This is a genomic window from uncultured Roseicyclus sp. (genome assembly GCF_937892565.1).
GTDB lineage: Bacteria > Pseudomonadota > Alphaproteobacteria > Rhodobacterales > Rhodobacteraceae > Roseicyclus.
In genome coordinates, this window is sequence record NZ_CALAHQ010000094.1 from 81,957 (window position 1) to 105,121 (window position 23,165).

Below are 23,165 nucleotides of genomic sequence, written 5' to 3' on the forward strand. Positions count from 1 at the left end.
CTTGACACCGCCCCCCCACGGCGTAGGTCACCGCCCCATGATCCCGTCGCCCAGCCATATCCTTGCCTCAGGCGCGCCCGAGGGGTTTGACGCCACCCTTGTGTTGAAGGAGCTGGCGACCGGCGGCGGTGTGCCGGTGCTGCATGTGGCGCGCGACGACAAGCGCATGGCGGCCATGGCCCGTGCCTTGGCCTTTTTCGACCCTTCGGTGGTGGTTCTTCAGTTTCCCGGCTGGGATTGCCTGCCCTATGATCGCATGTCGCCCAATGCCGAGATTTCGGCCAGCCGCATGGCGACGCTGGCCGCTTTGGCGGGGGGGCTGTCGGGGCCTTTCATCGTGTTGACCACGCTCAACGCCGCAAGCCAGTTCGTGCCGGCGCGTGCGGTCTTGCAATCGGCCGCCTTTGCGGCAGCCGTGGGCGAACGGATCGATGACGCCGCGCTCAAGCGGTTCCTGGTGCGCATGGGCTTTGTGCAGACGCCGACGGTCAGCGAGCCGGGCGATTACGCCTTGCGCGGGGGCATCATCGATGTCTGGCCACCCGGTGCCAGCGGTCCGGTGCGGCTCGATCTGTTCGGCGATGTGCTCGATGGTGCGCGCCGGTTCGATCCCGCGACCCAGCGCACCACCGAAAAGCTCGATCGGATCGAATTGGCACCAGTGTCCGAGGTCATCCTGGATGAGGCCGCGATCACGCGCTTTCGTCAGAATTATCGCATCGAATTTGGCGCCGCCGGCACCGATGATCCGCTCTATGAGGCGGTCAGCGCGGGCCGCAAGCATCAAGGTGTCGAACATTGGCTGCCGTTTTTCCACGACAGGTTGGAAACCCTGTTTGATTACCTGCCCGGCGCGCGGATCACGCTTGACGACCAGACCACCCCCCAGCGGCTGGCGCGGTGGGATACGATTTCCGACCAGTACGACACCCGAAAGACCGCGCTGACGCAAAAGGGGCGGCTGGACACGGTCTACAAACCCGTGCCCCCGGGGTTGCTTTATCTCGATGATGCGGCCTGGATGCGCGCCATCGCCGCGCACCGCGTCGTGCAATTCGCCCCCATTCCTGCCGCGCCGGGCCCCGGCATCATCGATGCAGGCGGGCGTGTGGGTCGCAATTTTGCGCCCGAACGCCAGAACGAATCCATCAGCCTTTTTGCGGCTTTGGCAGATCACATCAGGGCAGAGCGTGACCTGCGCGCCGTCGTCGTCGCCTCTTGGTCCGAGGGTGCGCGCGAACGCTTGCAAGGGCTGTTGGAAGATCAAGGGCTGACCGACGCCAGGATGGCGCGGGATGCGCGCGGGATCGGTCCGAAGGGCAGCGTGACGCTGATCGTCTGGCCACTGGACGAGGGCTTTACCGGCGCTGGGCTGACGGTCATCTCGGAACAAGATGTGCTGGGCGACCGGCTGATCCGGCCCAAACGCCGCGTCAAGCGTGCCGAAAACTATCTGACCGAGGCGCAATCGCTCAGCCCCGGCGATCTGGTGGTGCATGTCGATCATGGGGTGGGCCGCTACAAGGGGCTGGAAACCATCACCGCGATGGGGGCGCCGCATGAATGCCTGTTGCTGGAATATGCCGGTGGCGACAGGCTGTTCTTGCCGGTTGAAAACATCGAACTGCTCAGCCGCTATGGCCATGACGAGGGGCTGCTGGATCGGCTGGGCGGCGGTGCGTGGCAGGCCAAAAAGGCCAAGCTCAAGGAACGCCTGCGCCAGATTGCCGACAAGCTGATCCGCATCGCCGCCGAGCGGGCCTTGCGCCGCGCCCCGATCCTCGAGCCGCCCGGCGACATGTGGGAAGCGTTCTGCGCGCGCTTTCCCTATGAGGAAACCGACGACCAGCTTTCGGCCATTGCTGATGTGCTGGATGATCTGGCCGCAGGCCGCCCGATGGACCGGCTGGTCGTGGGCGATGTGGGCTTTGGCAAGACCGAAGTCGCCATGCGCGCGGCCTTTGTCGCGGCCGCGCAGGGGCTGCAGGTGGCGGTGATTGCGCCCACCACGCTTCTGGCCCGCCAGCACGCCAAGACCTTCACCGACCGCTTTCGCGGCTTTCCGGTCAATGTGCGGCCATTGTCGCGCTTTGTCGGCCAGAAGCAGGCCGATGAAACGCGCGCGGGGCTGGCCGATGGCAGCGTCGATATCGTGATCGGCACCCATGCGCTTTTGGCCAAGGGGGTGCGGTTCAAGACCCTTGGCCTGTTGATCGTGGACGAGGAACAGCGCTTTGGCGTGGGCCACAAGGAACGGCTCAAGGAATTGCGCTCGGATATCCATGTTCTGACGCTGTCGGCCACACCCATTCCGCGCACGCTGCAGATGTCGCTGACGGGGGTGCGCGATCTGTCGATGATCGGCACGCCGCCTGTCGACCGGCTGGCGATCCGCACCTATGTGTCGGAATTCGACGCCATCACCCTGCGCGAGGCGCTGCTCAGGGAACATTATCGCGGCGGACAATCCTTTTTCGTGGTGCCGCGGATCGAGGATCTGCCCGAGATCGAGACATTCCTGCGCGATCAGGTGCCCGAGGTCAGCTTTGTCGTGGCCCATGGCCAGATGGCGGCGGGCGAGCTTGATGACCGCATGAACGCCTTTTACGACGGCAAATTCGATGTGCTTCTGGCCACGACCATCATCGAATCGGGCATCGACATTCCCACCGCCAACACCATGATCATCCACCGCGCCGACATGTTCGGTCTGGCGCAGCTCTATCAGATCCGCGGCCGGGTGGGGCGCGCGAAAACGCGCGCCTATGCCTATCTGACCACCAGACCGCGCCAGAAACTGACCCCGGCGGCCCAGAAACGTCTGCGCGTCCTTGGCAGCCTCGACAGCCTTGGGGCGGGCTTCACCATCGCCAGTCAGGATCTCGATATCCGGGGCGCGGGCAACATCGTGGGCGAGGAACAATCCGGCCATGTCCGCGAGGTGGGATTTGAGCTGTATCAATCCATGCTCGAAGAGGCGATCACCGCCATCCGCTCGGGCGTGGCCGAACCGATCGTGGCCGATGGGCAATGGTCGCCCAGCATCAATCTGGGTGTGCCGGTTCTGATCCCCGACGCCTATGTGCCGGATCTCGATGTGCGCCTTGGGCTGTATCGGCGGTTGAGCCAGTTGGAAACCAAGGTCGATCTGGAGGGCTTTGCCGCCGAGCTGATCGACCGGTTCGGCGCGCTCCCGCGCGAGGTGAACACGCTTTTGCTGGTCGTGCGCATCAAGGCGATGTGCAAGCGTGCCCATATCGCCAAGCTCGACGCCGGGCCCAAGGGGACGACGGTGCAATTTCACAACGACAAATTCCCCAATCCCGCGGGCCTTGTGGCTTTTGTGCAGGCCGAAAAGGGCGCCGCGCGCGTCAAGGACAACAAGATCGTTCTGGTCCGTGCCTTTGCGTCCGAGGCAGACAGGATCAAGGGCGCCTTTGCCATTGCGCGCGATCTGGCGCTGCATGCCGAGGGCAAGGCTGGCTGACGCACGGCCCAATCACCGCTGTGGGATCTTGCGTATTTCTGGAAAGCTGAAGGCGCGGGCGCAAGGCTAGGCAGGGGTGCCCGCGCGCAGGTGATCCGTGATCTCGTCGATCACGTCGAGCCAGAATTCGGTGGATTGCGCCCCCGAGATGACATGCTGGTTGGCCAGAATGAAACAGGGCACACCGGTAACGCCACGCGCGCGGGCATGGGCATCGCGCGCGGCGATGTCGTGTTTGTCGGCCTCGCTGGCCAGAAGTGCCGCGATCACCTTGCCATCAAGCCCCGCAGCTTCGGCAATGTCGGTCAGGGTGGCGGCGTCGCCGATGTCGCGGCCTTCGGTGAAATAGGCCCGGAAAAGCGCCAAGGCGAGCGGGGTTTGGCGCCCCTCCAGCCCTGCCCAATGGATCAGGCGATGGGCGTCAAGCGTGTTGGGGGTGCGCGCGATCCGGTCGAGCTCAAGGGTCAGCCCCGCCGCCCTGGCCTGTGCGATCACCGGCCCATAGGCGCGCAAGACCCCCTCGGGACCGCCGAATTTCGCAATCATGTAATCGCGCCGGTCAAGCCCGCCCGCCGGCATGTCGGGGTTGAGTTGAAACGGGTGCCATTCGATCGCCAGCGGATGGTCAGGCCGCGCGTCGAGCGCGCGGGCCAGATTGGTCCAGCCGATGAAGCACCAGGGGCAGATCGGATCGCTGAGGATGTCGAGCTTGATCATGGGCGATCCTTCAGGAGCTGGGCCAAGGCGCGGCGGTCGAGCTTGCCATTGGCCGTGCGGGGCAGGGCAGGCAGCGGGATATAGAGGCGGGGGTGCTTGTAGCGGGCAAGCCGGGTGCTTGCCAGCGCCGCCAGCGTGTCGGGCGATGCGGTGCCGCTATAGGCCAGCGCGATCACCTCGGTCTCGGCCTTGACGGGCAGGGCGAGCGCCGCGCAATCGCCAAGGCCCGGCGCATCCTGAAACGCCGCCTCGATCTCGAGCGGGGCAATGCGAAAGCCGCCCGTGGTCAGCAGATCGTCGCGCCGCCCATGATAATCCAGCGCGCCCTCGGGGGTTTGCGACACCAGATCGCCGGTCACAAACCACTCTCCCACAAGCGGCAGATCCGGCGTCTGGTCCGCAAGATAGCCCAGCATCAGACCCGGATCGCTGCGGTGGATGGCAAGAATGCCGGTCTCACCCTGGGCGGTGGGGGTGCCGTCTTCGGCAAGAATTGCGATGCGCCGCCCGGGCTGGGGGTAGCCAAGGCTGCCCTTGGGCGCCGGGCGTGCCGGGCTGCCCGAGATGAAGGTGGAGCATTCCGACATGCCCAACGCCTCGTGGATCGGCGTGCCGGTCGCGCCCTGCCAGCGCGCGCGCAGGCTTTCGGGCAGCTTTTCGCCTGCCGCAAGCCCATGGCGCAGCTTGGGAAGATCAAGCGGCGCCGCGCCCTGCAACAGCTTGCGAAAGACGCCCGGCGCGGCGGCAAAGATCGTGGCATCATGGCGCTTGAGCAAAAGCGCCAGCGTGTCAGGGGCGGTTCCGGGGGCCGGGATCAGTGCGGTGGCGCCGATGGTCCATGGATCCAACAACCCCGTGCCCAAGGTAAAGGTCCAGTTGAACGCCCCCGCATGCAGCACCCGGTCGGTGTGGCGCAGCCCATACCAGCCCTCCCACATCATCCGCCGCGCCCAGAGCGCGCGATGGGCATGGGCCACCGCCTTGGGCCGGCCCGATGAGCCCGAGGTAAAGACGATGTAGGCCAGGCGTTCGGGATCGCCCATGGCAAAATCGGCCGGCGCGTGGGCCGCCAACGTGGTCAGATCGCTGAGCACCGGACAGTCGGGATCGCTGGGGCAGGTGATGCCGGGGGCAGCCAGAATGGCCTTGGGCGCGATGATGGGGGTGATGCGGTCCAATTCCACAGGTGTCAGCCCTTCGGCGGTTGGAACAGGGATCAGACCCGCCGCGATGGCACCCAGAAACGCCACCGGAAATTCCGCCGTATTGCCCAGCCGCAAAAGCACCCTGTCGCCCGCAACAAGGCCTTGCGCCAGAAGCCCGCCCGCCATGGCGCGCACCGCGGCCTCCAGCCGGGCAAAGCTCCAGCGGTCGGCGCGTGCGGGGCCAAGCACAGCCAGGGCGATCTTGTCGGGTGTGGCGCGCCCCGCGCTCAGCACGGCGTCGGCCAGATTGAAGGGGGTGGGGCAGGGCTGCATGATGGGGTGCCGATTACGCGCGCCACGCCTGCGTTGCAAGCCAGAGGCGCGCGCGCTAAACCCGTGCGCATGAAAGATGAACCCAGCCTGATCCGTCTGGCCCGCGAAACCGGCTCACAGACCCCGCCCCAGCCCGTGGATCTGGGCCAGCGGGTGCGCGAATTGCGCCGCGCCCGCGACTGGACGCTGGAACAGGCGGCCACTCATGCGGGGCTGGCGCGCTCGACCCTGTCCAAGATCGAGAACGGCCAGATGTCGCCCACCTATGAGGCGCTGAAAAAGCTGGCCTTGGGCTTGGGCATTTCGGTGCCGCAATTGTTCACGCCGCCCACCGATGCGCAGGTCAATGGCCGCATGGCGGTGACCCGCTCGGGCGAGGGACAGGCGCATCCGACCACGACCTATGAGCATGAGCTGTTGTCGGGCGCGCTGACGCGCAAGTCGATGTTGCCCTATCGCGCCCGCATCCGCGCGCGCAGCTTTGATGAATTCGACGGCTGGGTGCGCCATGACGGGGAAGAGTTTCTATACGTCCTGACCGGGGTGGTGCGGCTGTTGACCGAATTCTACGCCCCCGTCGATCTCAAGCGTGGCGACAGCGCCTATTACGATGCCTCGATGGGGCATAACGTGATTTCCGTGTCCGAAGATGATGCGACGATCCTTTGGGTCACGTCGCTGGCTTAGACTGTTTTGGCTGGGGCGGCGGATCTCACAAGCGGTTGTATCGGGCGGTCGGCGTGCTACAATCGCTATGTTGGCCGCAACAGGAAAAGAGCAGCATCGTGAAACATCTCCCCTTGAGCAGCACGCTTTTGTTTCTGGCGGGTCTGACCCCCGCCTTGGCCGATCCCACGATGATGCTGGGCGGCACCGTGACCTTTGGCGCAAACACTTCGCCCAGTTTCGGCGTCACGGTCCGCTTGCTGGAAAACAACCGGGTGAATGAAAGCACATTGGGCGCCGGATTGAGCTATTATCTTGGCTCTGGACAGATCGGCGTCGATGTCTTTGCGGGGTTCTTGTTCGAAAAGGGCGTGTTCGGCTTTGGCTACGATCTGGTGCAAGGCAAGGCGATTGCCAGCCTTGGGGTGGTCGATACCCAAGACTGACCCCAAGACTGACCCCCGCCCGCAGCGTCGTGCGCGCCGCGATGCGGCAACGCGCGCCGCCGGGGCGCAAGGCGTCAGCGGATCGGCGCGATCAGCGCCCTCAGGGCCACGACGGGATCTTCTGCGCGCCAGATCTCGGTGCCGATGGCAAAGAAATCGGTGACGGGCGCAAAGGCTTCGATCAGTGCGCAATCCAGTGCGCCTTCGGCCACAACGGGCAATTCGATCATCTGCGACCACCAGTCGAACAACGCATGTTCCGCGCGCGGCCCGGCTGCAAGCGGGCTGTCGCCAAGCGGGCCAAAGGCGATGTAATCGGCACCGCTTTCGCCCGCTGTCATGCCATCATGGCGCGAGGCGCCGCAAAAGGCACCGATGATGGCCTCGGCCCCAAGCGCCTTGCGCGTGGCCCGCAGGCTGCGCGCGCCATCGGTCAGATGCACCCCGTCAAGGCCCAGCCGTTCCACCATCCCCGCATGGCCCGTGATGACCAGCGGCACATCGCGCGCATGGGCCACCTCGCGCAGGGCATCGGCGGCGCGCGCGAGGTGATCCTCATCCTCGCTGACCAGCGCCAGACGCAGACAGGCGATCGCCTCGGCATCCAGAACCGCCTGCAGCCGGGGCAAAAAGGCATCGATCTCGAAGCTTTGGGGCGTGATAAGGTAGAGATTGGGCTGATCGGTCTGAGACATTGGCGGGCATCCTTGCGGCTGGTCGGGGTGATAGCGGTCGGGGGGCTGCGGGGCAATGGGGCGCTTGAAGCCGCCCCTGCGCCGCGCTAACGGCTTGGCCATGACCCAATCGCCCGTCCCCGCCCAGCCCGTCTTTGTCCTTGTGCGCCCGCAGATGGGCGAAAACATCGGTGCGGCCGCCCGTGGCATGTGGAATTTCGGGCTGGAGCGGATGCGGATTGTCAGCCCGCGCGATGGCTGGCCCAATGAGCGGGCCGTGGCGCTGGCCTCGGGTGCGGGCAGGCTTTTGGATCATGCGGGGCTCCATGATGATCTGCCCGGCGCCATCGCCGATTGCACCTATGTCTTTGCCACCACCGCCCGGTCGCTCGGGATCACGGTGCCGATCATGACGCCCGAACAGGCGATGGTGCAGGTGCGCGCCATGCTGGCCACGGGGGGGCGGGTGGCGGTTGTCTTCGGGCCCGAACGTTCGGGGCTGGACAATGAGGACATCGCGCGGGCCAATGCGGTGATCTCGGTTCCGGTCAACCCGGATTTTCCGTCGCTCAATCTGGCGCAATGCGTGCTGCTGTGTGCCTATGAGTTCCGGCGCGCCGGTGTGCCGACGCCGCCCGAGGTGCTGGATATGGCCCGCACGGATTTCGCCAGCGCCGCCGAGATCGCGGCCCTTGGCGACCATCTTGAAGGCGTGCTGGAGGAGGCGGGTTTCTTCTTTCCTGCCGACAAGGCCGCGCGCATGAAGCGCAACCTCAGACAGATCTGGAGCCGCCTGCCGCTGACGCGGGCCGATGTGGGCACGCTGCACGGGATGTTCCGCCAGATCGTCGGCTGGGCCGAACGAAAACGCGGCAAATCCTGAGGGGGATCTGCCATGACCGGCCCGGTGCCAGCATGGCGTGGAACAGACAAAGGGCCGGGCGGGCGCCAAGGACAGACTGACGCGGTCGCTTGTCGGGGCGGCGGGTGCGCGATAGGTCTGATGCCACGACGCAAGGAGACCCGACCATGGCCGAGACCCGCAGCATTTTCCAAGAGGTGCAGGGCGCCAAGAGACCTGCAGCGACCCCCGGCGGCGTGTCGCGTGACACGGGCCGCGCGCGGGCGCTGGTGCGGGCTTGGCTGATCACGCTGTTTGCCTTGGTCGTGCTGATGGTGGCGGTCGGCGGCTTGACGCGGTTGACGGATTCGGGCCTGTCGATCACCGAATGGGCGCCGCTTTCGGGTGCCGTGCCGCCGTTGAATGCCCAGGATTGGCAGGCGGAATTCGATGCCTATCGCCAGATCCCGCAATATCAACTGATGAACCGGGGCATGAGCCTTGAGGAATTCAAGGTGATCTATTGGTGGGAATGGGGCCACCGCCAATTGGGGCGGGTGATCGGTCTGGTCTGGGCCTTGGGCTTTTTCGGGCTTTTGCTGAGCCGCAACATTCCCACCGGCTGGACGGGGCGGTTGCTTGTGCTGGGGGGCTTGGGGGGGCTTCAGGGCGCGATTGGCTGGTGGATGGTGCATTCCGGCTTGCAGGAGGGGATGATCTCGGTCGCCTCCTACCGTTTGGCGACGCATCTTGGGCTGGCATTCCTGATCCTTGGGCTGATCGCATGGTTCGTGATGAAACTGAGCCGCGAAGAGGCGCAACTGATGGTCGCCCGCCGCGATGCCGACGCCCGGCTCAAGGGGATGTCGACGGGGCTGTTGCACCTGAGTTTTGTGCAGATCCTGATCGGCGCCTTGGTCGCAGGCATCGATGCAGGGCGCAATTATACCGATTGGCCGCTGATGGCGGGGGGGCTGACCCCACCGGGCATGTGGGCGCTGGAACCGGTGTGGCGCAACCTGTTCGAAAATGACGGCACGGTGCAGTTCATCCACCGCTTGGTGGGGTATGTGATCCTGGGCCTGGCCATTGGCGTCTGGTTTGCCGCACGCCGCACGGCGCGGGTGGCCACCAGACGCGCGTTTGACTGGGTTCTCGTGGCGATCTTTGCGCAGATGGTGTTGGGCATCGTCACGGTGATGCATTCCTCGCCCTGGTATATCGCGATCTGGCATCAGCTGGGGGCGGTGGCGGTGCTGACATTGGTGCTGCGGGCGCGGTTCCTGAGCATGTATCCGCTGGCCCAAAGCGTGAAAGGGGCGCGTGCATGAGCGCGGTGTCGGATCTTCTGGCCTTTCAGCGCGAGACCGAAGCGCTCGCGCAGATCATGGGCCGTCTGGGCTGGGATCAGGAAACCATGATGCCGCGCGGGGCGGCCGATCAGCGCGGCGATGAGATGGCAGCGCTCGAGGGGGTCTTGCATGCAAGGCGCACCGACCCGCGTCTGGGCGAATGGCTGGACCGGGCCGCGCATGAAAGCCAGACCCAGACCCATACCCAGACCATGGCCGAGGCGGCACAGCTGCGCCTGATCGCACGGGCCTATGCGCGGGCCTGTCGCGTGCCTGTGGCCTTGGCGGCGCGCATCGCGCGGGTGACGTCGCTGTCGCAAGGCAGATGGGCGGCCGCCCGCAAGGCCGAGGATCTGTCAGGCTTTTTGCCCGTCCTTGCAGAGGTTATCGCCTTGCGCCGCGAAGAAGCACAGGCGCTGGCATCTGGCGGCGATGCCTATGATGCCGCGCTCCAGGGCTATGAGCCGGGCATCACCGGGGCCGAGATTGCGGCCGTCTTTGACCGGATGCGCCCCCGGCTTGTGGCCTTGCGCGCGGGCTTGCGCGATGGGCCTGACGCCCCGGTGCTGCACGGGCATTTTCCGCGCGCAGCCCAGCTTGCCCTTGCCCATGAGGTGGCCGGGGCCTTTGGCTATGATCTGACGCGCGGGCGCATCGACGAGGCGGTGCATCCGTTTTCCTCGGGGTCGCACAATGACGTGCGCATCACCACCCGCATCGACGAGACCGAGCCTTTGGGCTGCATCTATTCCACCATCCATGAGGTGGGCCATGCGGGCTATGAGCAAAACATCACCCAAGACTATGGCCTGAGCGTTTTGGGCCAGGGTGTGTCGATGGGGGTGCATGAAAGCCAAAGCCGGATCTATGAAAACCAGCTTGGCCGGTCACCCGCCTTTTGCCATTGGCTTTATGGGCGGATGCGCGATCATTTCGGCCCGCTGTCGGTCAGCAGCCCCGAGGCCTTTACCCGCGCCGTCAATCGGGTGGCCAGCGGCTTTATCCGCACCGAAGCCGATGAGGTGCATTACAACCTTCACATCATGCTGCGCTTTGATCTGGAACGCGCCCTGATCGGGGGCGATCTGGCGGTCTGCGATCTTGAGGCGGCGTGGAACGACCGCTTTGCCGCCGATTTCGGCGTCGCGGTCGATCGCCCGTCGGACGGCGTGTTGCAAGATGTGCATTGGCCGGTGGGGCTGTTTGGCTATTTCCCGACCTACAGCCTTGGCAATGTCTATGCCGGCTGTCTGCATATGGCGCTGCGCGCGGCGGTGCCGGGGTTGGACGACCGGCTGGCCCAAGGCGATCTGGCGCCAGCCCTTGGCTGGCTGCGCGACAATCTTCAGATCCACGGGGCCTTGCGCGACCCGCGCGACACGGTCGAACACGCCACCGGCGCCCCGGTCGGCGAGGCGCCTCTTTTGACCTATCTGGAAACGAAATACAGCGCCCTTTACGCCGCCTAAAGCTTGGCCAGATACGAGGCGCAGCCACTCAGCGCGGCGTAATCATCGCGCACTGCAAAGACGCCAAAGCGCTCCATGAAGCCCGCAAACCGGCCCTTGGCGCGCAGATGGGCGGCAAAATCGAAGCGGTCCAGATACGGGGTGATGGCGCGGGTCACGCCGCCGACCAGATAGATCCCGCCAAAGGGCAGGTGTGCAAGCGCCAGATCCCCCACCACGATGCCCATGACGCGCACAAAGCCCGCCCCGGTGGCGCGCGCCTTGGGTTCATCTGCCGCCAGTCGCGCCATGATCTCGGCGGGCGTGCAGCTTTCGCCATGCAGCGCGCGGTGCAGGTAGCTGATGCCGCGCCCTGACAGAACCTCTTCGACCGAGGCAAAGCCGTAATCGCGCAGCATCGCGTCGGTCAGTGCCGCCAATTCCCCCCCCAGCATGGGCAGGCTGACATGCCCCGCCTCGGAGGGGGGCACAAAGCGGCCGGCGTCGGTGTCAAAGACGGGACAGGCGTTGAAACCCGTGCCCAGACCGACCACCAGCTTTGTGGCATGGGCGGGCGCGCCGGGTTGGGCGATGATGGCATCAAGATCGGCGGCATCGATATGGCCGATGGCATGGCCCTGAGCCTGCAGATCGTTCAGCACCGCGACCCTGTCCGTGGCCAAGGCCGCGCGCAACGCGGTCTGGTCGATGCGCCAATCCAGATTGGTCAGTTCGGCCACGCCATCTTGCACGGGACCGGCCGCGGCCACGCAGACGCCGCTGATCCGGGCGCCGCTGATGCCGGTTTCCGACAGGTAACGCGCCAGAACCGCCGCCAGATCGGCATGGGCGCCGTTGTCGTAGCGCTTGACCGTCTGGCGATCCACGACCGGGCCGTGCGCCAGCGCCACCCGCGTGTTGGTGCCTCCGATGTCGGCCACAAGGTTCAAGCCGCTGTCGCCCTGAAGATGCTGCATCCTGATCGCCCCGCCTCAGCCACGCCACCAGCGCGCGAGCGCGTGATAGGACGCTTTCGGGGTCCTTGCCAAGCGGTCGAAATCCACATGCACAAGGCCAAAGCGTTTCTCATAGCCCAGCGACCATTCGTAATTGTCCATCAGCGACCATGCAAAATAGCCCGCCACCGGCGCGCCGGCCGCAATGGCTTGGCGCACCGCGGTCAGATGGTCCGCCAGATAGGCGATGCGCGCCGTGTCGGGCTGAGCAAGGGTATCGCAATTGGCCATGCCGTTTTCAGTGACAAACAGCGGCAGATCGCCGGTATGGGTGCGCGCCGTGCGGATCAGGAAATCGCGCAGGCCATCGGGGTAGATCTCCCATCCCATCTGCGTCAGGGGCAGGCGGGTGGGCGCTTCGGCGTAGCTGGGCCAAGCGGTGTCGGCATGGCGGATCAGCTTTCTTGTATAATAATTCAGCCCCAACCAATCGAGCGGCGCCCTGATGGTGGTGAAATCATCTTGCCAGCCTTTGGGCAGATGGGGTTCCAGCCCCGCCAGGACCTCGGGCGGGTAGGTGCCGTGAAACAGCCCGTCCAGAAAGAAGCGGTTGTAGATTGCATCATAGCGCCGGGCGGCTGCTTGATCCTCGGGGGTGGTGCTGGCGGGTTCGGCCCATTCGACATTGCACACCGCCCCAAGGTTCTGCATCCCCAGATCGCGCATCACCGCAATGGCGCGGCCATGGCTGAGCAACACATGATGCATGGCGCGCGCGGTGGCGCGGATGTCGCGCATGCCCGGCGCGTGGACGCCATCGAAATGCGACAGCCACGACACGCACCACGGCTCGTTGATGGGGGCGGCCGACCAGAGCCGGTCGCCGATGCGCGACATGATCAGATGGGTGTAATCGGCAAACCAGTCAGGCATGCAGGCATTGCGCCAGCCGCCCCTGTCGGCCAGGGCTTGCGGCAATTCCCAATGATAGAGCGTGGCAGCGGGCTTGATGCCACGCGCCAGCATGCCATCGACCAGCCGGTCGTAGAAATCGAGGCCTGCCGCGTTGGGCTGGCCCCGGCCTTCGGGCAAGATCCGTGCCCATGAGGTCGAGAACCGATAGACATCCGCCCCAAGCCCCGCGACCAGATCAAGATCTTCGGCCCAGCGATGATAGTGGTCACAGGCACGCGCGCCATGTTCGGCACGCACCACATTGCCGGGTGTGGCGGCGAAGCTGTCCCAATGGGTCGGCCCCGCCCCCCCGAACTGGTGCCCTTCGATCTGATAGGCAGAGGTGGCGACCCCGAACAGGAAGTCCTTGGGGAAATCGCCGCGCGAAAGCTGCATCGACGGTGCTCCTTTCTTGTGGTTCTAGCCGTTGCAGGGGCCCGTCGATTGCCCGACCATCAGACCCACATCCCACAATTCCTGCACCGCTGGGCGGCCCGGATGGCGGATCAGGTCGATGAGGATTTCCGCGCAACGCCCCCCCGCCGCACGGATCGAGGACCGCGTGGCCGTGAAGGCCGGACCGCCGATATCATTGTTGAGATAGCTCAATTCATCATCGTGGCAGATGATCGAGATGTCGCGCCCCATCCGCAAGCCGCGTTCGGCCGCCGCGCGGCGGATACCGATGGCGATGATGACGGACGAGGCCAGAAATGCCGTGGGCGGCTCGGGCCCGTCGAGCATGCTGGATGCAGACAGATAGCCAAAGCTTTCGGTCATCGCCTCGCTGACCATCAGATGGGGCAGGGTGGGCACATGACGCGCCGCCATCGCCGCCTCGAAACCACGCCGGCGGCGGTGGGCGAAATCAAAGCTTTCCTGACCGTTCAGCAGGGCTATCCGCCGATGTCCCAGATCGAGCAGAAAATCGGTGGCCCGGCGAAATGCGCGCATGTTGGCGATGTCGAGCCAGCTGTAGTCCATGGCATCCCCCGTGCGCCCATGCACCAGAAAGGGCAGACCCAATTCGGTCAACAGCCCGATGCGGGGGTCGTTTTCCTGTGGGGCTTGCACCATCACGCCGTCGACCGACCCATTGGCCGCCAATTGTCGAAACGCAGCCTCGGTTTCGGTCTCGGGCACCATGGACAAAAGCAGGTCATAACCCTCGCGGGCATAGACCTCGCCCGCGCCGATCAGGAAATCGGCAAAGATCGGGTTGACCATCTCGGCCCGGCCCGTCAGCGGAATGACGTGACCGATGGTCATCGCCCGGCCCGTCGCCAGCCGGCGCGCGCGCGCGTTTGGCGCGTAATTCACCGCCTTGGCTGCGGCCATGACCCGGCTGCGGGTTTCCTCGCGCACCTCCGGGTAGCCGTTCAGCGCGCGGCTGACCGTTGTGGGGCTCAGGTTCAGCGACTCGGCCAGTTCCTTGAGATTCATTGGTAAAACACGTTCAAATCGGTTTGGATTTCTGCCCAAGGCTAGCCGTGCCAACAGGCAGTTGTCAAAGGCTCAAATGCCCGCACCCAAGGTTTTGGATGTAAATTCAGGCTTTATTTCATGGGTTTTCCTGAAAGACCGATTGACAGGCACCGCCATTATCGAAACTATGACAGCAACCCAAAGCGCTTTGAAAATCTTCGGTTGCCTTTGGGTAAAACTTGCGTTGGCCAATCCGCTGGCCGTTCCTTGGGAGGACGAGATGAAACATTCCTTGATGATCAGCGCCGCTGTCGTGGCGCTTGGGGCTGGCGGCGCGCTGGCCGACGGCCACATGCCCTTTGCCGAGGGTGAAGGTGCCTTCAACTGGGCCAGCTATGCCGAGTTTTCGGCCGCGGCCCCCGATCTGAGCGGTCAGACGCTGACCGTATCGGGCCCCTGGCTGTCGCCCGAGGCCGAACGCTTCGATATCTTGCTCAACTATTTCGAAGCCGCGACCGGCGTGCAGGCAAGCTACACCGGCTCTGACAGCTTTGAGCAACAGATCGTCATCGATGTGGAGGCGGGCTCCGCCCCCAATATCGCGGTGTTCCCGCAGCCCGGTCTGGCGGCGGTTCTGGCAGGCAAGGGTCAGCTGAGCGCGCTGGGGCCCGACATGGCCGCCTGGGTCACCGAAAACTATGCCGCCGGATCGTCCTGGGTTGATCTTGGCACCTATGCCAATGCCGCGGGCCAGGATGAATTCTACGGCTTTTTCTTCAACGTGAACCTGAAATCGCTGGTCTGGTTCGTGCCCGAGAATTTCGAAGACGCAGGCTATGAGATCCCCACCACGATGGAAGAGCTGATCGCGCTGAGCGACCAGATCGTCGCCGATGGCGGCACGCCGTGGTGTATCGGTCTGGGATCGGGTGCGGCGACCGGCTGGCCGGCCACCGACTGGGTCGAAGACATCATGCTGCGCACGCAGACCCCCGATGTCTATGACGCCTGGACCACCAATGAAATGGCCTTCAACGACCCTCGCGTCGTGAACGCGATCGAACTGTTCGGGTCTTTTGCGCGCAATGACGCCTATGTTGCGGGCGGCGCGGGTGCTGTGGCCACGACCGATTTCCGGGACAGCCCCGCGGGTCTGTTTGCCTCGCCTCCGGGCTGCTACATGCACCGTCAGGCAAGCTTCATCCCCGCGTTTTTCCCCGAAGGCACGGTTGTCGGGCAAGATGCCGATTACTTCTACTTCCCGTCCTTCTCGGGTCAGGATCTGGGCAACCCGGTCCTGGGTGGCGGCACGTTGATGGCGGTGACCGATCCGTCTGATGCGGCGGCGGCCTTCATGGCCTTTCTTCAGTCACCCTTTGCCCATGAGATCATGATGGCACAGGGTGGGTTCTTGACGCCCCATTCCGGCGTGAACCTTGCCGCCTACCCAAGCGCGGTCGAGGCTGGTCAGGGTGAGATCTTGCTCAACGCCACCACCTTCCGCTTCGATGGCTCCGATCTGATGCCGGGTGGCGTGGGTGCGGGCAGCTTCTGGACGGGTATGGTCGATTTCGTCGGCGGTGCCGATGCCAAGGCCGTGGCAGACACGATCCAGGCCAGCTGGGACGCGCTGAAGTAAGCCGGGCCCAAGCCCATGGATGAAAAAGGATCCGGCCCCATGCGGGCCGGATCCCTTGTGTCGGGTGACAATGGGGGCGGGTCCCGGCCCCCTGATGTCAGCCATCTGGCTTTTCTGGGAGAGGCATCATGAACCCGGTTTGGCAGGGCGTGATCACCATTTTCATCGGTGTGGGGGGCTGCATCGGGTATTTCTACCTGTCCAACCAGCTTCTTGACCGGGTGCTGTTTCCGGCGCGCGGGCCCAGGATCGGGCGCAACATCACACGCGCCAATGCCGTCCGGCCGTGGCTGTTCTTGCTGCCTGCGATCTTGGCGCTGGGTCTGTATCTTGCCTATCCGGTGGTGGAAACGCTGCGGCTGTCGCTGATGGACCGCAACACCGGCGATGTCTTTGTGGGCGCCGACAATTATGCCCGCATGCTCAACGATCCCAAATTCTGGGAGGCGCTTGGCAACAATATGCTGTGGCTGCTGGTCGTGCCCGCCGCATCGACCGCTTTTGGGCTGTTGGCCGCCCAGCTCACCGACCGGATCGGCTGGGGCAACATCGCCAAATCCCTGATTTTCATGCCGATGGCGATTTCCTTTGTGGGCGCGGCCGTGATCTTCAAGCTGGTCTATGACGCCCGCCCCGAGGATGTGGCCCAGATCGGGGTGCTCAATGCGATCTATCTGCAACTGGGGGGGGCGGCGCCGGTCACATGGCTGACGGTGCCGCATTGGAACAACCTGTTCTTGATGGCGGTCTTGATCTGGATCCAGACGGGCTTTGCCATGGTGATCTTGTCGGCCGCGCTGCGCGGCATCCCCGAGGAAACCATCGAAGCGGCCATTGTCGATGGCGCCAACCCGTTCCAGATCTTTTTCAAGATCAAGGTGCCCCAGATCACCGGCACCATCATCGTGGTCTGGACCACCATCACCATCGTCGTGCTCAAGGTGTTCGACATCGTCTTTGCCATGACCAACGGTCAGTGGGAAACGCAGGTGCTGGCCAATTTCATGTATGACAAGATGTTCCGCGCCAATGACTGGGGCATGGGATCGGCGGCGGCCATGGTGATCATGCTGCTGGTGATGCCGATCCTTGTGTGGAACGTGTGGACCGCCCGCAAGGAGATGCGCTGATGATCCGCCCCGCCGGGAAAGACCGCCATCATGAGTAGCATCGCGGGCAAGAAATCGGCCCTGACATGGGCGGTGCATCTGTCGGTTGCGGCCCTTGTGTTGCTGTGGGTCTTTCCCACGCTGGGGTTGTTGGTGTCGTCCTTTCGCACCACCGACCAGATCCGCACATCGGGCTGGTGGGTGTCGCTGTTTCCGGCGGTGCAAAACGAGGTGTTCCGCACCGCTGATCCGGGCGCCGTCAGGATCGAACGCGATGGCCTCTTCATGGTCGAGGGCAATCTGTATGTTGTGGCCGGCCGGGCCGAGACCGCCGATGATGTGCGCGCGGAGATCAGCGCCTGGGGCGTGTCTTCGCGCGAGATTGCGGCTTTCGTGCCGGGCCAGACCGCCGATCTGGGCGAGGGTGAGACGCTCCGCGTTGCGGCGAATGGCGATTACGTCTGGGCCGGAACCGATGATCAGATCAGCGGGCGTGGCCAGCGTATCTTTGTGACCGCCGCCAGCCCGCCCGAGTTCACGCTGGCCAATTATCAGGGCGTGCTGTTTGACCCGCGCAACCGCGAGGGCATGGGCAAGGCGTTTTTCAACACGCTGACCGTCACCATTCCGGCCACGATCATTCCGATCCTGATCGCAGCCTTTGCCGCCTATGCGCTGGCATGGATGGAATTTCCGGGCCGCGCGCTGTTGGTGGCGGCGGTCGTGGCCTTGCTGGTCGTGCCGTTGCAACTGGCGCTGATCCCGCTGTTGACGCTGCACAACCAGATCGGGATCGGAAAGGGGTATCTGGGCGTCTGGCTTGCCCATACGGGCTTTGGCCTGCCGCTGGCGATCTATCTGTTGCGCAATTACATGATCGGCCTGCCGCGAGAGATCATCGAATGCGCCAAGATCGACGGCGCGACCGATTTCCAGATCTTCACCAGGATCGTCTTGCCCTTGAGCTTTCCGGCACTGGCAAGCTTTGCCATCTTTCAGTTCCTGTGGACATGGAACGACCTTTTGGTCGCCATGGTGTTCTTGATCGACAGTTCGGGCCAGACCACCGTCATGACGCGCCAGATCGTCGAATTGATGGGCACGCGCGGGGGCGATTGGGAAATCCTTGCCACCTCGGCCTTTGTGTCGATCGCTGTGCCGCTGATCGTTTTCTTTACCATGCAACGCTACCTGGTCCGGGGCCTGTTGGCCGGATCGGTGAAATAGGAAAGCCATCCCAGATGACCGTGATCCAGGATATCAAGCGCGACACAATCATCGGCCCGGACCGCGATTGGTGGCGCGGCGCCGTGATCTATCAGATCTATCCGCGCAGCTTTCAAGACAGCAATGGCGACGGGATCGGCGATCTGGGCGGCATCATCGCGCGGCTCGATCATGTCGCCAGCCTGGGCGTCGATGCGATCTGGATTTCGCCCTTTTTCCGCTCGCCGATGCTGGATTTCGGCTATGACGTCAGTGATTACTGTGACGTCGATCCGATGTTCGGGCGTCTGGCTGATTTCGACGCGCTGATTGCACGCGCCCATGATCTTGGGATCAAGGTGCTGATCGATCTGGTGCTGAGCCATACCTCCAGCCAGCACCCGTGGTTTCAAGACAGCCAGACAGGCCGCAACAGCGCCAAGGCCGATTGGTATGTCTGGGCCGATGCCAAGCCCGATGGCAGCCCGCCCAACAACTGGCTGTCGATCTTTGGCGGCCCGGCCTGGGAATGGTCGGGCGACCGGATGCAGTATTACCTGCACAATTTCCTGAAAGAACAACCCGACCTGAACCTGCACAATGGTGATGTGCAAGATGCGCTTTTGGCTGTGGCGCGCTTTTGGCTTGATCGCGGCGTCGACGGGTTTCGTCTTGATACGATCAATTTCTATTTCCACGACAGGCTGTTGCGCGACAATCCCGCGCTGCCGCCCGAAGCGCGCAATGCCACCATCGCGCCCGCGGTCAACCCCTACAACTGGCAAGACCATCTCCATGACAAGAACCAGCCCGAAAATCTGGCGTTCTTGCGCCGTCTGCGCGCGGTGATGGATGACTACACCGCCACCGCCGCGGTGGGCGAGGTGGGCGACGCCCAGCGCGGGATGGAGATACAGGCGCAATACACCTCGGGCGGGGACAAGGTGCATATGTGCTATTCCTTTGATTTCCTGTCGGGCGTCACCCCCAGCGCCGCGTCGATGGCGGCGGTGCTGGCCGCCCATGACCGTCAGTCGCGCGATGGCTGGGCGTGCTGGGCGTTTTCCAACCATGACGTGGTGCGCCATGCCAGCCGCTGGGCGCTTGATGACCGCGGCTTGCGGCTTTTTGCGGCGCTGCTCTTGTCGTTGCGCGGATCGATCTGTCTTTATCAGGGCGAAGAGCTTGGCTTGCCCGAGGCCGATGTTGGGTTCGAAGATCTGCAAGACCCTTATGGCATCCGCTTCTGGCCCAAGTTCAAGGGGCGCGATGGCTGCCGCACACCCATGCCATGGGTCAGCGACAACCATTTTGGCGGGTTTTCCGATGCCGCGCCTTGGCTGCCCATGGCGCCGGCCCATCGGGCGCTCTCGGTTGCAAGCCAAAGCGACGATCCCCAAAGCCTGCTGGCATTCTACCGCAAGATGATCGCCTATCGTCAGGCCCGCCCGGCCCTGATCAAGGGTGATCTGTCGGCGCTCTCGGGCGAGGGCGGTGTTTTGTCTTTTGTCCGGCATCAGGGCGAGACGCGGGTGTTTTGCGCCTTCAACCTGACCGATATGCCCTGTGACCTGCGCTTGCCGGCGGGGCGCTGGCAGCATGATGAAGCGGCGCCGTTCGGCCCGCCCGATGAAATGGCGACAGGACAGATCACCTTGGCCGCCCATCAGGCCTGGTTTGCCATCGATCATGCCGCGCCTTCGGCGTAACGCACACAGAAGGGGGGATTTGCATGGCCGATCTGAAACTGACCCAAGTCGAAAAAACCTATGGTGGCAGCGTCAAGGTGCTGGGCAACATCGATCTTGAAATCAAGACGGGTGAACTGATCGTTTTCGTCGGCCCCTCGGGCTGCGGGAAATCCACGCTTTTGCGGATGATCGCGGGGCTCGAGAAGATTTCGGGCGGCACGCTTGAGATCGACGGCCAAATGGTCAACGACATGCCCCCCAGCCAGCGTGGCATTGCCATGGTGTTTCAATCCTATGCGCTCTACCCGCATATGACGGTGTACGACAACATGGCGTTTTCGCTCAAGATCGCGGGGCTCAGCCGCGCTGCGATCGACCAAAAGGTACGCGCCGCCGCCGACAAGCTTCAATTGACCAGCTTGCTCGACCGCCTGCCCAAGGCACTGTCGGGGGGGCAACGCCAGCGGGTTGCCATCGGGCGATCCATCGTGCGCGATCCCAAGGTCTATCTGTTCGACGAACCCCTGTCCAATCTGGATGCCGCGCTGCGGGTGGCCACCCGGATCGAGATCGCGCAGCTCAAGGAACAGATGCCCGACAGCACGATGATCTATGTCACCCATGATCAGGTCGAGGCGATGACGCTGGCCAGCCGCATCGTGGTGCTGGCGGGCGGCGGCATCGCACAGGTCGGCACGCCGCTTGAGCTGTATGAGCGGCCCAATTCCACCTTTGTCGCTCAGTTCATCGGCAGCCCGGCGATGAACCTGATGTCCGGGCGCATCACGGCCACGGGCGAAGTGACCACGCTGCAACTGGCTCAGGGGGCGGGGGAAATCATCTCCGGCTATCCCTCGCGCCCTGATGATCTGGGTGCAGAGGTTCAGGTGGGCATCCGTCCGGAGGACATGATCGAAACCGATGCGGCCAGCTTTGCCTTTCAGGGCCGGGTCGAGATCGTCGAGGCGCTTGGCGAGGTGACGCTGCTCTATTTCCCGAAATCCGCCAGCGCGCCCAATGGCGTGGTTGGCAAGCTGCAAGGCATCCATTCCGGTCTGCGCGGCACCACCGTGCGGCTTGGCGCGGCACCCGACAAGGTGCATGTGTTTCGCAACGGCGTTTCGCTCCATCACCGCGACCAGCCGGTGTTCATGCCCGGTGTCCAGCCACATTGATGCAGGTCGCACTGATGCGGGCCGCTCTGGTCTTGTTAGCGCTAACATGCTAGGGCAGATCCGACTCATGGTCAGGGGAGGGTCGACATGACGCTGGATGGTCGCATCGCCGCAGTTACAGACAGGATCGTGGCACGCTCGGCTGCCACACGCGGCCCCTATCTAGACCGGATGCGCCGCCTGGCCGAGGACGGACCGCGCCGCGCGCATCTGTCTTGTGGCAATCAGGCCCATGCCTATGCCGCAATGGGCGCCGACAAGGATGCGCTGGTGGCCGCGCGCGCACCCAATATCGGGATCGTGACGGCCTATAACGACATGCTGTCGGCCCATCAGCCGTTTCAAAGCTACCCCGACCAGATCAAGGCCGCCGCGCGCCGGGTGGGCGCCACCGCTCAGGTCGCAGGCGGCGTTCCTGCCATGTGCGATGGCGTCACCCAAGGTCAGGTGGGGATGGAATTGTCGCTGTTTTCACGCGACGTGATCGCCTTGGCCACAGGCGTGTCGCTGTCGCACAACACCTTTGATGCGGTGCTGTATTTGGGTGTGTGCGACAAGATCGTGCCGGGGTTGGTGATGGCGGCGGCAACATTTGGCTATTTGCCGGGTCTGTTCGTGCCGGCGGGGCCGATGGTGTCGGGCCTGCCCAATGATGAGAAATCCAAGGTCCGCCAGCAATTCGCCACCGGTGCCGTGGGGCGCGACGTGCTGATGAAGGCCGAGATGGACAGCTATCACGGGCCGGGCACCTGCACCTTTTACGGCACCGCCAATTCCAACCAGATGTTGATGGAATTCATGGGGTTGCATTTGCCCGGTGCCAGTTTTGTCAACCCCGGCACGCCGCTGCGCGCGGCCTTGACAGATGCCGCGACCGCGCGGGCCGCCGCGATCACCGCGCTTGGCAATGCCTATACGCCCGTGTGCGATATCTTGGATGAAAAGACCTTTGTGAACGGCATTGTCGGGCTGATGGCCACGGGCGGGTCGACCAATCTGGTGATCCATCTGGTGGCCATGGCGCGCGCGGCTGGCGTGATCATCGAGCCCAGCGATTTCGCCGATCTGTCGGCCGCAACGCCCCTGATGGCGCGGGTCTATCCCAATGGTCTGGCCGATGTGAACCATTTCCACGCGGCGGGGGGGCTGGCCTATCTGATTGGTCAATTGCTTGATGCGGGGCTGTTGCATCCCGACACGAGGACCGTCGTGGGTCACGGCTTGGCGCAGTATGCGCAAGAACCCAAGCTGGACGCGGATCGCCTGACATGGGTGGCCGGGCCGGACGCCAGCCTGAATGACAAGATCTTGCGCCCTGCGCGTGACCCTTTCCAGCCACAGGGCGGATTGGTGGAACTGGTGGGCAATCTGGGCCGCGCGGTGATGAAAGTCTCGGCCGTCGATCCCGCCCGCCATGTGATCGAGGCGCCCGCCGCCATTTTTGACAGCCAGTCGGCGGTCAAGTCCGCCTTTCAACGCGGCGATCTGAACCGCGATGTGGTGGTTGTGGTCCGCTTTCAGGGCCCGCGCGCCAATGGCATGCCCGAATTGCACGCGCTGACCCCGCTTTTGTCCGTGCTGCAAGATCGCGGTCACAAGGTGGCGCTGGTCACCGATGGCCGCATGTCAGGGGCAAGCGGCAAGGTGCCGTCGGCCATCCATCTTGCCCCCGAAGCGCTGGATGGCGGGCTGATCGGCAAGCTTTTGGATGGCGACATGATCCGCGTCGATGCCCATCTCGGGCGGCTTGAGGTTCTGACCCAGGGTGTGGACGACCGCGCGCCTGCCCAGCCCGATCTGTCGGCCAACAGCCACGGCGTGGGCCGCGAATTGTTCGAGATCTTCCGCCAGAATGCTGGCCCCGCCACGATGGGCGCGGGCGTTGTGGTCTAACCGCTTGT

18 protein-coding genes are annotated in these 23,165 nt (G+C 64.1%); 12 read left to right on the forward strand and 6 right to left on the reverse strand.

The genetic code is table 11. From position 1 onward, the window contains the following. Window positions 1-37: 37 nt before the first annotated feature. The gene (mfd, locus tag Q0094_RS13290; protein WP_297620469.1) at window positions 38-3,487 is read left to right on the forward strand and encodes a transcription-repair coupling factor; all 3,450 of its coding nucleotides are present in this window, start codon (window positions 38-40) and stop codon (window positions 3,485-3,487) included. Between the two features lie 66 nt (window positions 3,488-3,553). Here the strand turns inward: mfd and Q0094_RS13295 are convergent, their stop codons facing one another. Both Q0094_RS13295 and Q0094_RS13300 read right to left on the reverse strand, forming a co-directional pair. After that, a complete protein-coding gene (locus Q0094_RS13295) occupies window positions 3,554-4,204 on the reverse strand; it encodes a DsbA family oxidoreductase (RefSeq protein ID WP_297620472.1) in 651 nt (216 codons plus the stop codon). Next, complete coding sequence (locus Q0094_RS13300) at window positions 4,201-5,682, reverse strand: class I adenylate-forming enzyme family protein (protein WP_297620475.1); 1,482 nt, start codon at window positions 5,680-5,682, stop codon at window positions 4,201-4,203. Before Q0094_RS13300 ends, Q0094_RS13295 begins: the two co-directional genes overlap by 4 nt. A 69-nt stretch (window positions 5,683-5,751) precedes the next feature. On the opposite strand from Q0094_RS13300, the gene Q0094_RS13305 reads away from it, so the two are divergent. Next, complete coding sequence (locus Q0094_RS13305; RefSeq protein WP_297620478.1) at window positions 5,752-6,369, forward strand: XRE family transcriptional regulator; 618 nt, start codon at window positions 5,752-5,754, stop codon at window positions 6,367-6,369. Window positions 6,370-6,467: 98 nt separating this feature from the next. Then, window positions 6,468-6,794, forward strand: coding sequence for a hypothetical protein (locus Q0094_RS13310; protein ID WP_297620481.1), 327 nt, complete (start codon window positions 6,468-6,470; stop codon window positions 6,792-6,794). Window positions 6,795-6,868: 74 nt separating this feature from the next. Here Q0094_RS13310 and Q0094_RS13315 read toward each other — a convergent pair whose 3' ends face one another. Next, the gene (locus Q0094_RS13315; protein WP_297620484.1) at window positions 6,869-7,489 is read right to left on the reverse strand and encodes a thiamine phosphate synthase; all 621 of its coding nucleotides are present in this window, start codon (window positions 7,487-7,489) and stop codon (window positions 6,869-6,871) included. 100 nt (window positions 7,490-7,589) lie between these two features. Between Q0094_RS13315 and Q0094_RS13320 the strand changes: the two genes are divergently transcribed. The 3 genes from Q0094_RS13320 (at window position 7,590) to Q0094_RS13330 (ending at window position 11,130) form a co-directional block, all read left to right on the forward strand. After that, complete coding sequence (locus Q0094_RS13320) at window positions 7,590-8,351, forward strand: RNA methyltransferase (protein WP_297620487.1); 762 nt, start codon at window positions 7,590-7,592, stop codon at window positions 8,349-8,351. Between the two features lie 146 nt (window positions 8,352-8,497). Next, window positions 8,498-9,640 carry a heme A synthase gene (gene ctaA / locus Q0094_RS13325; protein WP_297620492.1) on the forward strand — a complete coding sequence of 381 codons (1,143 nt, stop codon included), beginning with the start codon at window positions 8,498-8,500 and terminating at the stop codon, window positions 9,638-9,640. Then, the gene (locus tag Q0094_RS13330; RefSeq protein WP_297620496.1) at window positions 9,637-11,130 is read left to right on the forward strand and encodes a carboxypeptidase M32; all 1,494 of its coding nucleotides are present in this window, start codon (window positions 9,637-9,639) and stop codon (window positions 11,128-11,130) included. Before ctaA ends, Q0094_RS13330 begins: the two co-directional genes overlap by 4 nt. On the opposite strand, the gene Q0094_RS13335 is transcribed toward Q0094_RS13330, so the two are convergent. From Q0094_RS13335 to Q0094_RS13345, 3 genes are read right to left on the reverse strand one after another with little or no spacing between them, the layout of a single operon-like run. Beyond that, the gene (locus tag Q0094_RS13335) at window positions 11,127-12,086 is read right to left on the reverse strand and encodes a glucokinase (RefSeq protein ID WP_297620499.1); all 960 of its coding nucleotides are present in this window, start codon (window positions 12,084-12,086) and stop codon (window positions 11,127-11,129) included. The two genes, Q0094_RS13330 and Q0094_RS13335, sit on opposite strands and share 4 nt — an antisense overlap. Before the next feature lie 15 nt (window positions 12,087-12,101). Further along, window positions 12,102-13,415, reverse strand: a complete 1,314-nt coding sequence (locus Q0094_RS13340; protein WP_297620502.1) for a GH1 family beta-glucosidase — start codon at window positions 13,413-13,415, stop codon at window positions 12,102-12,104. Between the two features lie 24 nt (window positions 13,416-13,439). Then, window positions 13,440-14,462: a substrate-binding domain-containing protein gene (locus tag Q0094_RS13345; protein WP_297620504.1), complete on the reverse strand. Its 1,023-nt coding sequence runs from the start codon at window positions 14,460-14,462 to the stop codon at window positions 13,440-13,442. 262 nt (window positions 14,463-14,724) lie between these two features. On the opposite strand from Q0094_RS13345, the gene Q0094_RS13350 reads away from it, so the two are divergent. From Q0094_RS13350 to edd, 6 genes are all read left to right on the forward strand, one after another. After that, complete coding sequence (locus tag Q0094_RS13350) at window positions 14,725-16,083, forward strand: ABC transporter substrate-binding protein (protein ID WP_297620507.1); 1,359 nt, start codon at window positions 14,725-14,727, stop codon at window positions 16,081-16,083. A gap of 128 nt (window positions 16,084-16,211) precedes the next feature. After that, on the forward strand, window positions 16,212-17,213 hold the full coding sequence (locus Q0094_RS13355; RefSeq protein ID WP_297620510.1) for a carbohydrate ABC transporter permease: 1,002 nt from the start codon (window positions 16,212-16,214) through the stop codon (window positions 17,211-17,213). Window positions 17,214-17,243: 30 nt separating this feature from the next. Beyond that, window positions 17,244-18,419, forward strand: a complete 1,176-nt coding sequence (locus Q0094_RS13360; protein ID WP_297620513.1) for a carbohydrate ABC transporter permease — start codon at window positions 17,244-17,246, stop codon at window positions 18,417-18,419. A gap of 14 nt (window positions 18,420-18,433) precedes the next feature. Next, window positions 18,434-20,107 (forward strand): alpha-glucosidase, encoded by a 1,674-nt coding sequence (locus Q0094_RS13365; protein WP_297620516.1) that lies wholly within the window; start codon window positions 18,434-18,436, stop codon window positions 20,105-20,107. Between the two features lie 23 nt (window positions 20,108-20,130). Beyond that, on the forward strand, window positions 20,131-21,264 hold the full coding sequence (ugpC, locus tag Q0094_RS13370) for a sn-glycerol-3-phosphate ABC transporter ATP-binding protein UgpC (RefSeq protein ID WP_297620519.1): 1,134 nt from the start codon (window positions 20,131-20,133) through the stop codon (window positions 21,262-21,264). An 87-nt stretch (window positions 21,265-21,351) separates the two neighbouring features. Next, window positions 21,352-23,157, forward strand: coding sequence for a phosphogluconate dehydratase (edd, locus tag Q0094_RS13375; protein WP_297620522.1), 1,806 nt, complete (start codon window positions 21,352-21,354; stop codon window positions 23,155-23,157). Window positions 23,158-23,165 lie beyond the last annotated feature (8 nt).

Coding starts and splice junctions, on each gene's coding strand:
- mfd (WP_297620469.1), top strand. CDS start 38: ATGATCCCGTCGCCCAGCCATATCCTTGCCTCAGGCGCGCCCGAGGGG.
- Q0094_RS13295 (WP_297620472.1), bottom strand. CDS start 4,204: ATGATCAAGCTCGACATCCTCAGCGATCCGATCTGCCCCTGGTGCTTC.
- Q0094_RS13300 (WP_297620475.1), bottom strand. CDS start 5,682: ATGCAGCCCTGCCCCACCCCCTTCAATCTGGCCGACGCCGTGCTGAGC.
- Q0094_RS13305 (WP_297620478.1), top strand. CDS start 5,752: ATGAAAGATGAACCCAGCCTGATCCGTCTGGCCCGCGAAACCGGCTCA.
- Q0094_RS13315 (WP_297620484.1), bottom strand. CDS start 7,489: ATGTCTCAGACCGATCAGCCCAATCTCTACCTTATCACGCCCCAAAGC.
- Q0094_RS13320 (WP_297620487.1), top strand. CDS start 7,590: ATGACCCAATCGCCCGTCCCCGCCCAGCCCGTCTTTGTCCTTGTGCGC.
- ctaA (WP_297620492.1), top strand. CDS start 8,498: ATGGCCGAGACCCGCAGCATTTTCCAAGAGGTGCAGGGCGCCAAGAGA.
- Q0094_RS13330 (WP_297620496.1), top strand. CDS start 9,637: ATGAGCGCGGTGTCGGATCTTCTGGCCTTTCAGCGCGAGACCGAAGCG.
- Q0094_RS13335 (WP_297620499.1), bottom strand. CDS start 12,086: ATGCAGCATCTTCAGGGCGACAGCGGCTTGAACCTTGTGGCCGACATC.
- Q0094_RS13340 (WP_297620502.1), bottom strand. CDS start 13,415: ATGCAGCTTTCGCGCGGCGATTTCCCCAAGGACTTCCTGTTCGGGGTC.
- Q0094_RS13345 (WP_297620504.1), bottom strand. CDS start 14,462: ATGAATCTCAAGGAACTGGCCGAGTCGCTGAACCTGAGCCCCACAACG.
- Q0094_RS13350 (WP_297620507.1), top strand. CDS start 14,725: ATGAAACATTCCTTGATGATCAGCGCCGCTGTCGTGGCGCTTGGGGCT.
- Q0094_RS13355 (WP_297620510.1), top strand. CDS start 16,212: ATGAACCCGGTTTGGCAGGGCGTGATCACCATTTTCATCGGTGTGGGG.
- Q0094_RS13360 (WP_297620513.1), top strand. CDS start 17,244: ATGAGTAGCATCGCGGGCAAGAAATCGGCCCTGACATGGGCGGTGCAT.
- Q0094_RS13365 (WP_297620516.1), top strand. CDS start 18,434: ATGACCGTGATCCAGGATATCAAGCGCGACACAATCATCGGCCCGGAC.
- ugpC (WP_297620519.1), top strand. CDS start 20,131: ATGGCCGATCTGAAACTGACCCAAGTCGAAAAAACCTATGGTGGCAGC.
- edd (WP_297620522.1), top strand. CDS start 21,352: ATGACGCTGGATGGTCGCATCGCCGCAGTTACAGACAGGATCGTGGCA.